Origin of the sequence: Colwellia marinimaniae (assembly GCF_002207865.1) — a bacterium.
GTDB classification, from domain to species: Bacteria; Pseudomonadota; Gammaproteobacteria; order Enterobacterales; family Alteromonadaceae; genus Colwellia; species Colwellia marinimaniae.
Window position 1 is genome coordinate 1 of sequence record NZ_BDQM01000058.1, and the last position, 8,274, is coordinate 8,274.

9 protein-coding genes are annotated in these 8,274 nt (G+C 37.2%); 5 read left to right on the forward strand and 4 right to left on the reverse strand.

Annotated elements, in window-relative coordinates:
• Positions 1–147: 147 nt before the first annotated feature.
• Positions 148–486 (reverse strand): nitrogen regulatory protein P-II, encoded by a 339-nt coding sequence (gene glnB, locus MTCD1_RS17675; RefSeq protein ID WP_057181841.1) that lies wholly within the window; start codon positions 484–486, stop codon positions 148–150.
• Positions 487–536: 50 nt separating this feature from the next.
• Here glnB and MTCD1_RS17680 point away from each other — a divergent pair, with 50 nt between their 5' ends.
• Complete coding sequence (locus tag MTCD1_RS17680) at positions 537–1,847, forward strand: tyrosine-type recombinase/integrase (RefSeq protein ID WP_057181842.1); 1,311 nt, start codon at positions 537–539, stop codon at positions 1,845–1,847.
• 125 nt (positions 1,848–1,972) lie between these two features.
• Here MTCD1_RS17680 and MTCD1_RS17685 read toward each other — a convergent pair whose 3' ends face one another.
• Positions 1,973–3,265: a hypothetical protein gene (locus MTCD1_RS17685; RefSeq protein WP_057181843.1), complete on the reverse strand. Its 1,293-nt coding sequence runs from the start codon at positions 3,263–3,265 to the stop codon at positions 1,973–1,975.
• Positions 3,266–3,270: 5 nt separating this feature from the next.
• Complete coding sequence (locus MTCD1_RS17690; protein ID WP_057181844.1) at positions 3,271–3,810, reverse strand: recombinase family protein; 540 nt, start codon at positions 3,808–3,810, stop codon at positions 3,271–3,273.
• Between the two features lie 236 nt (positions 3,811–4,046).
• Between MTCD1_RS17690 and MTCD1_RS21315 the strand changes: the two genes are divergently transcribed.
• The 4 genes from MTCD1_RS21315 to MTCD1_RS17705 all read left to right on the forward strand — a co-directional run bounded on the left by MTCD1_RS21315 (position 4,047) and on the right by MTCD1_RS17705 (position 7,069).
• Positions 4,047–4,193, forward strand: coding sequence for a hypothetical protein (locus tag MTCD1_RS21315; RefSeq protein ID WP_157447814.1), 147 nt, complete (start codon positions 4,047–4,049; stop codon positions 4,191–4,193).
• Between the two features lie 270 nt (positions 4,194–4,463).
• On the forward strand, positions 4,464–5,114 hold the full coding sequence (locus tag MTCD1_RS17695) for an HNH endonuclease (RefSeq protein ID WP_057181845.1): 651 nt from the start codon (positions 4,464–4,466) through the stop codon (positions 5,112–5,114).
• A 391-nt stretch (positions 5,115–5,505) separates the two neighbouring features.
• The gene (gene nadE, locus MTCD1_RS17700; protein WP_057181846.1) at positions 5,506–6,351 is read left to right on the forward strand and encodes an NAD(+) synthase; all 846 of its coding nucleotides are present in this window, start codon (positions 5,506–5,508) and stop codon (positions 6,349–6,351) included.
• Positions 6,352–6,442: 91 nt separating this feature from the next.
• Positions 6,443–7,069 (forward strand): GspH/FimT family pseudopilin, encoded by a 627-nt coding sequence (locus MTCD1_RS17705; protein WP_057181847.1) that lies wholly within the window; start codon positions 6,443–6,445, stop codon positions 7,067–7,069.
• 243 nt (positions 7,070–7,312) lie between these two features.
• Here MTCD1_RS17705 and MTCD1_RS17710 read toward each other — a convergent pair.
• On the reverse strand, positions 7,313–8,274 hold a 962-nt coding region (locus MTCD1_RS17710), incomplete at its 5' end, for a transposase (protein ID WP_088568985.1).

Genomic DNA, 8,274 nt, shown 5'->3' on the forward strand with positions numbered 1-8,274 from the left:
TGACATTGCTCTAGCACTAGGAGGGTTAAAGGCATGCGCGGATGCACAATTCAGATAAAGAAATGGGGATCCCTCAGCCATGGATGGGTTTATGCGTCTCGCTTGTTTACTCAGTAATGCTGAACTAAAGGTAGTTGTGAAGCGAGACTAGATAGCTTCGCGGTTCTCTTCACCGGTACGGATGCGGATAACACGTTCAACATCAGTAATAAAAATCTTACCATCGCCAATTTTTCCCGTTTGCGCCGTAGCTAAAATGGCATTAACACAACGATCAACATCTTCTTTGGCAACAACAATTTCTAATTTCACTTTCGGTAAAAAATCAACCATGTATTCCGCGCCACGATACAGCTCAGTATGACCTTTTTGGCGACCGAAACCTTTAACCTCAGAAACAGTCATACCAGTAACACCAATTTCGCCAAGGGCCTCTCTTACATCATCCATTTTAAATGGCTTAATAATCGCTTCTATCTTTTTCATTTGCTTGTAATCCTATATAATTAAACGCTTCAATGAGTTAGGGATATAATATGTCACACAAAACTGGGTACAAAATAGTGAAACCAAACCAATATCTAATTTGTAGAAATGGAGTTTATTATCTCAACCTACGAATATCTAAACCATTGATAACAAAGTACGGTAATAACCTAAGAATATCGTTAAAAACCGACTCAGTAAAGAAAGCTCGCACCGAAAGAGATAAAATTATCGGTAGACTGAGAGTTGAAGCTGATGAATTATCAACTGATGGCTCAAACCTTCGTTACCAAGAAATATTAGCTAATCTTCGATTAGACAGAGACAGTGCTCCAGATAGCTTTAACATATTAAGCCCAGACAGTGTTAATAAAGACAACGATAAAGATTATATTAATGCTTATGTTACTGCTGTAAATGAAGGAGTCGTATTACCTAATAGCGATTTAAGGGTAAAGAAAGCATCCGAACAGTACCAAATAAATATACATGAGTGCTTCAAGCTATTTATGACAGACCATAAAAACATTAAAGAAACAGCAAAGAAAAGCTACGTGCAAGCAATTAATTTTTTAACGAAAACAATGCAAGATACGCCTATTCACCTGCTCAACAGGCAGGAAATAAAAAAGAATATTCAAGAAAGCAAATTAGCTTTTAATACAATATCAGGTAGAGTTTCACGACTAAAAAATATGGTTGAACATGCCATTAATGAAGATAAATTTGAAGGGAAAAACCCATTCTCAGGTTTAAATGTAAAAACATTAACTGGTGATGGAGAAACAGATAGCTATCAAAACTTACCGCCAGCACTACATTTAAATGCCTTAAAAGATTCTGAAGAAATGGCTAATTGGGAATATCTCATTCACCGTTTAATTCCCCTTACTGGTTTGAGATTTGGTGAATTTATGAATATAAAAAAGAGTGATATAAGTGATGGTTGCTTATATATTCGCGAAGGTAAAACTAAAAATTCAATCAGACAAATTCCTCTTACACCACTCATGTTAACTCTTCTAGCCAAGTGTCCATCCGATAATGAATATAAATTTCCAACAGGAAAATATAGTTCATCCTCAATAAAAGTATCAAGAAAGAAATCAAAGTGGGGTTGGAATGCGCGTCATTATTCTACCCACAGTTACCGCGGCATGCTTGCAACAGCCCTGCAAGAAATAGGTTGTGCTGAATCAGACGCTAATATGCTTTTAGGACATAAAGCCGCAACAATGTCATTCGACTTATATAGTAAAAACCCTAATGCTGTTGTAAGACTAAAAACATATTTAGAAAAAGTAATAGATGCACCAGTGATGGCTACACTTAAAGCTAAGCTAAATGAAGAATTAGGTTAAATACTTAAACTGATGGTTTTAATAGGAACTACCCTGTGATAATTGTTTGCCAAAACGACAAAACCACCTCAAAGACATTCTTTTTGGTGGTTTTTTCGTTTCTCACTAGGCTATAGTCTAATTACTTACTTGCGACGTCGAAGTTCATCGATTCTATCCAGTCGGTCTATAGAAGAAGCTTTAGCTACGTTATATTGCCTAGTTAGTTCTAATGCCTCTGCTGTCTTTTTCCACTCTGAATAATCTTTCTCTCCCTTAGTTGATATGCCGTAAACAGGTATAGTCTGAGTGAAGCCGTTATTTAATTTACGAGACAAAGTATTTTCTAACTTCACAACCTCTAATTGATAAGCGCCAGCATTGTTAATTAGACCATGATAGTCCTGAACGCCCGATATTTCACCATTAACAGTACCGAACATAGTTCCATTATCAAGTTTTTGAGAGATAATTACTTGTACCTTTTTAGGTGCGTGGCTACGGAAAATATCATTGATACGATTCATTTCAGCAACGAAAACAGATTGCTGTGCTTTGAGTTCTTTGATTTTAGCTTTCTTCTGAGCTTTAGCAATAGCATTTTGTTCTGAAATAACCCTCACCTTCTCCGCTGTAATTCTTTTCGCTTCTACAGCCTGAATCTCCTTTTCCGCAGCAATAGCCTTTTCTTTTAACCTCTTATTTCTCAGTTCTTTTACAGCCTTTTTAGCTGAAAGAACAGAGAGAACTTCTGATGCAAAATCAACTTTTAAATTATTCGTATAAACCTTTTTACTGTCAGCATATTCGTAACAAATATCATGAAGTACTGCTATATTACTTTCGTACTCCTTCATTTTAAAAGCTTCATATAGATCATAATCAACATGAATGTCTGTATACCTATATGGACTAAATGTAATCATCATTAAACTATCGCTTTTTAAATAAAAACCTTTATCTTTACATAACGTTAGAACTCGACTATCAAATAATGGGATTCTTTTAGTCTTTCCAATACCAAGATCTTTCATTGTCCGGCTACTTGTACCCCTTTTCTGACGTACCGCTTCCATTTTTTCTATAGCCAAATCTTTAGTATTTTTTGCAATCAGATTTTTAGTTACGGCTCTTTTATCAGATTCGACTCTAGCCCCTGCTCTTGCAATATTAGTACAAGCGAAGTCAGCTGAATTACTAACTAGATCCCATTGCGATTTGGTGCTAGATACTAGTAATGTTCCAAAATACATTGTGCTATAGTCGTATTTCAAGTGCTTAGTAGCAATAGATGATACTTCGTACCCTTTTTGAGTACAGAGTTCTATGATATTAGAATCCAGCATTCCCTCTACTTCAACCGTAGAAAGTTTATCTACTGGTGTAGTTTTACAGCCAAACAAAGTAACTATGCATATGATTATTAATAACTTATTCAAATATATTAATCCTTATTTATTCTATAAACACTTGAAAGGCTAATACTCAGCTCTTTCGCTATTTGTGATTTGCTCATACCACCAGCTAGCAGGTATTTAACCTGAGCTTGTTTAGCTCTAGCCGTTGGTTTACGCCCTTTATATTTACCTTTCTGTTTAGCCAGTACAATACCTTCTGCCTGACGTTCAAGTAAAAGCTGGCGCTCAAAGGTTGCAACCGCACCTATCATCGTGAGCATTAATCGTCCTGTCGGGGATCGGGTATCAATACCTAGGTTTAGCACTACCAAGGATACACCTTTTTTATCAAGGTATTCAACAACTTCTAGCAAATGTTTAGTGTTACGCGCCAGCCTGCAAAGCTTTGTAACGGTTATTGTGTCCCCCTGACGTACATAATCGAGCATTATATTAAGTTCGATGCGCTCTGCCTTTGCTCCTGAATCTACTTCTTTAAATAGCTTGTCACAGCCTCTTAACGCACTTAATTGAACCTCTAAGCTCTGCCCTGCCGTACTCACACGCGCATACCCAATATTTGCCATTATGAATTACCCTTCCGTTCATTAAACTCAAGGATGAGTGATAACGCTGTTATCAGGATTGTCAGTATAAGTTTTGTTGGTATATTCATTGTTGTTAATCCGTTGTTTATCATTACTTTACTTATAACTAACAAGTTATTAGATATTGAATTAGATGTGAATAACTTGGCTTATCAGTTCGTACTTGTTCAAAACGATTAAAATATTGATGTCAGCTAATTAAACATGGAGGAAACATGCAGACAAATAGAATTACACGCATTAAACGAGAAAAAATAATCGCCTTGAGGGACGACAACCTAACCCATTTAGCCATTGCCAATGAAGTTGGTTGTCACCGGAATACAGTTGGTAAGGTATTGAGAGAAGAAAATATGAACTAACGAAAAAATGTAAAAAGCTTAATTGTTCATTGCTATGTCATCGAAAACCCTTGGTATACCTAGTCTTTAAGCTAATTAAAGCAGTAATACCCCACTCTAACTCTCTATATATCTAAGTATGTGTGAGCGTAAATATACCAAGTTACACTGTCGCAATGTTACGTGGTATCTTAACCTATTGAAAAACAATAGGTTTATGTGTAATTCAATTGCAACATTCGCGTTTTCAAATGTTACACGATGTAACATCATGTTTTAAAAGGATTTAACGTGACTCGATTAACAAATGGCTATGGACGCCATAAGAAAAACATTCAGATAATGACTATTGATGGCCACTTGGTTGCCAAAGTTGGTCTAACGAACAACAAGACCACCATAATCAGCCTTTGTGATATAAGCATACTAAAGGAGCACAGCTTCTATGCTCACAAGCGTAAAGATGGCAAGTACGTTGCCCGAAGCAATAGAACTGGCGCATATATTCATAGGTTACTGATGGACCCAAGTGAAGAACAAGAAGTTGACCATGTTGATGCTAACCCATTAAACAATACCAGAGGTAATCTAAGGCGCTGTACTAAGCGTCAAAACAACTTAGCAAAGAAAACACCACTACTTAAAGGTTTCAGCGGTATTCATCAAACCAAATGGGGGTGGTATAAAGCCTTTGATGGCGATGGCCGTAAAGTTGGTAAGTATGACACTGCATTAAAAGCAGCAAAGGCGCGCGATGAATTAATGCTTGAAGCATATTTTCATAGTGAATATGGAGAAGAGCTGCATACTTTCAGCTTTATTGATTGGAATTTTGAATCGCCCGAGCAAGCGAATGAATCTGAAGATTATCTATTTGATGAAATCCAAGATGCTCAATTTACTTCTTACCAAATATTGATAGAGAACAACTGGACTTGTTAATGAGTAATCATCAAGAAAAAGACAATAAAAAGGCTACGAGTAGGCTGGTCGACTTACATCATACCGCCTATTCCGCCCATATCTGACATACCGCACCTTTTACTAGTGAATAGTAGATATTCACAAATACTTATCTATGTAAAACTTGATTTGTCACACATAGTGTCACACAATGAACGCCAGCCCCTTAACTCTACAGGGCTTCAAGCAATGATAAACAATCGCTTCTATTTTTTTCATCTGTGTTGCTCGTCAGTTAAAGTTGTATTTATTTAAACAATTAAGATATTACAGCGTGTTTATTGCTATTTAGCAATATCCAATTGGCTTTTAATTTTGTTAAACTAGTGAAAACTACATATTTTATACTCAAGCCTTGCTAGGAAGTCTTATGGATCAGCAAAACATTATTGCAGAAATGAAAGTTATCCCTGAAATTGATGTTCAATTTGAAATAAACCGCCGTGTGGCCTTTATCAAAAAACAATTAACACAATCAGGGCTAAGCAATTTAGTGTTAGGCATAAGCGGTGGCGTTGACTCTTCTACTTGTGGCCGTTTAGCGCAACTGGCTATTAATGAATTAAATGAGCAACAAGCTGAACATAGTAATAACAAAAGCTATCAATTTATCGCGGTACGTTTACCTTATGGAGTACAAACCGATGAAGATGATGCCCAACAAGCGATACACTTTATTCAACCAAGCCATTGCTTAACCACTAATGTACAAGTGGGTGTAGAGGGTATTCATCATGAAGTTTTACAGGCAATGAGTAAGGCTGAAATTTTAATAGCTAATGATGCTCATATAGATTTTTCTAAAGGCAATGTAAAAGCCAGAGCACGCATGGCAACACAATATCATATTGCCGGTATTGTTGGTGGCTTGGTACTAGGTACTGATCATAGTGCAGAAAATATCACCGGATTTTTCACTAAATGGGGTGATGGTGCTTGCGATTTAGCGCCACTTTTTGGTTTGTCAAAAAGACAAGTCAGAGCACTTGCTAGAGCACTGGGTGCACCAAGTATATTAGTTGATAAAGTACCTACCGCTGATTTAGAAGAACTAGAGCCAGGTAAAACCGATGAAGATGCCCTAGGGATAACTTATGAGCAATTGGATAACTTCTTAGAAGGAAAACAAGTAAGCACTGCAGTTAGTGAACATATCATCACTATGTATAATAAAACACAACATAAAAGACAAGCAATACCAACCATTTACGGTTAATTATTTGTTGAAATACTTTTAGGCTTAGCTAAATCCATTTTTATTATCTATAACTGAATAACACAAGGCAGTTAATAAAAATGGACTTTTTATGCTTGATACTCAGCCGTATGATCAAAACAGCAAATCGACTAGCAACCCGCTAACTCGTCATCAATCTAAGTTATGCCGAGGAATGACATTAATCGAATTAATGCTCAGTATAGGTATTACTTCGATACTCACTACCCTCGCCTTACCTAACTTTAACGACTTTATTGTCCAACTCAGAGTGGATAATGAAATTTCACGGCTATCACGCTTGTTACTCACCGCGCGTAATCACGCCATTAGCAGTGACACTAATGTTATAATCTGCCCAATAGCAAGCAATGGCGCATGTTCAAGCAACTGGCACGAAGAACTGAGCGTATTTATTGATAGTAATGGCAATCAACAATTTGATCGTGCCAACAATGAACTCTTGATTGCCATTAAGGGCCCAATAAAGTCTGGTGATGTACTAACTTATGCAAAAAACAGAACTAAAATAACCTATCAGCCAACCGGGCATTTATTTGGTTTAAGTAATGGCACACTGCGTTATTGCCCGAAAGGTTATCAAGATAAATCTAGAGCGATAGTGGTCGCGCGATCTGGCAGGTTTTACGCCACCACAGATAACAACCATGATGGTAAAGATGAAACCCGCAGTAATCAGCTCATTAAGTGTGATTAACGGTCAACAGACAAAGTTAATTTTTGTTCTCTTGTGGGACGTTAAATACCTTAGCTAAGTTTTCAATCGTGAAAACTAATGGCTTATTTACTGATAAGCTAAATTGTGAAAAGTCATAATGTTCTAGCTGTTTGTTATTTAGCCTCTAAGTAAAATCATGGTAAAAACAGAGATTTCACCCAATTAAAGGCATAACTAGCCTTAAGTGAGTAATTTATTTAGAAGGGGCATATTGATTAATGGTTAAGCCAGCAACTTTTGGCAAATTGACACCGTTGCTCGTTTTTTCAAATGTTGGTGTTCACAAAAATCCGTAAGTGCTTGCGCTCTGCCCACTGCTCCATGAAAACATTGTCTAAATTGGGTGGTTAATACTAACCAGTTTTGGGTACTAATGCCTAAGCGGGTTAATATTTCAGGTTGGGCTTTGTCAATATAACCGCGTTTATCGGCTCGAATACATCGGCCGGTTAAATCAAGCAATTGTATATAGTCACTTAATTCAAACGGTAAACCTGTAGGCATGTTCTTTCTTGGGTTACCGATAAAGGGCAGTAGTTGTGTCGCTTGTTCACCCTTAATCGCCGATTTTATTCGCAGTTGAATACTAGTGTACTTGGATGTTTCTGGGGTTTTAGCACTCTTAGCTCTAATGGGATTTAAATCGACATAAGCCATACAGGCTATTAACGCGGCGTCATCAAGCAAGGCTTGAGATTTAAAACGTCCTTCCCAAAATCGGCCTGTACAGCCATCTTCTCGATTGGCTTGTTTAGCAATGGTTTCATTTAAAATACGCATAAACCAACTGATATCCATCAATCGCTGACGATAAACCTTGGCAGTTTGTTCGACAACCTGTTGTAAGGTGTCAATGAGTGGCTCACCCCGTAAATATTGTTGCGTTAGCAAAGTGCCTTTAAATAGCTGGTGCCAACGGCTAATCACTTCATGCATTGACCATGACTTCGCTTGCTGCTCATCAATAAACAACACTAAATGGGTGTGATTACTCATGACCGCATAAGCACAGACATCAATAGCAAAAACGTCACTTAACTCCTGTAATTTATCGGCGACCCAAGCACGTCGATGTTCATAACTTTGTCCGGTAAATTTATCTTCACCACATAGATATGCTCGGCGAACACAACGAGAAACACAATGATAATAAGGTGTATCAACTAAGCTTATTTGCTGTTTTC

Coding starts and splice junctions, on each gene's coding strand:
- MTCD1_RS17705 (WP_057181847.1), top strand. CDS start 6,443: ATGCTTGATACTCAGCCGTATGATCAAAACAGCAAATCGACTAGCAAC.
- MTCD1_RS17680 (WP_057181842.1), top strand. CDS start 537: ATGTCACACAAAACTGGGTACAAAATAGTGAAACCAAACCAATATCTA.
- MTCD1_RS17690 (WP_057181844.1), bottom strand. CDS start 3,810: ATGGCAAATATTGGGTATGCGCGTGTGAGTACGGCAGGGCAGAGCTTA.
- glnB (WP_057181841.1), bottom strand. CDS start 486: ATGAAAAAGATAGAAGCGATTATTAAGCCATTTAAAATGGATGATGTA.
- nadE (WP_057181846.1), top strand. CDS start 5,506: ATGGATCAGCAAAACATTATTGCAGAAATGAAAGTTATCCCTGAAATT.
- MTCD1_RS21315 (WP_157447814.1), top strand. CDS start 4,047: ATGCAGACAAATAGAATTACACGCATTAAACGAGAAAAAATAATCGCC.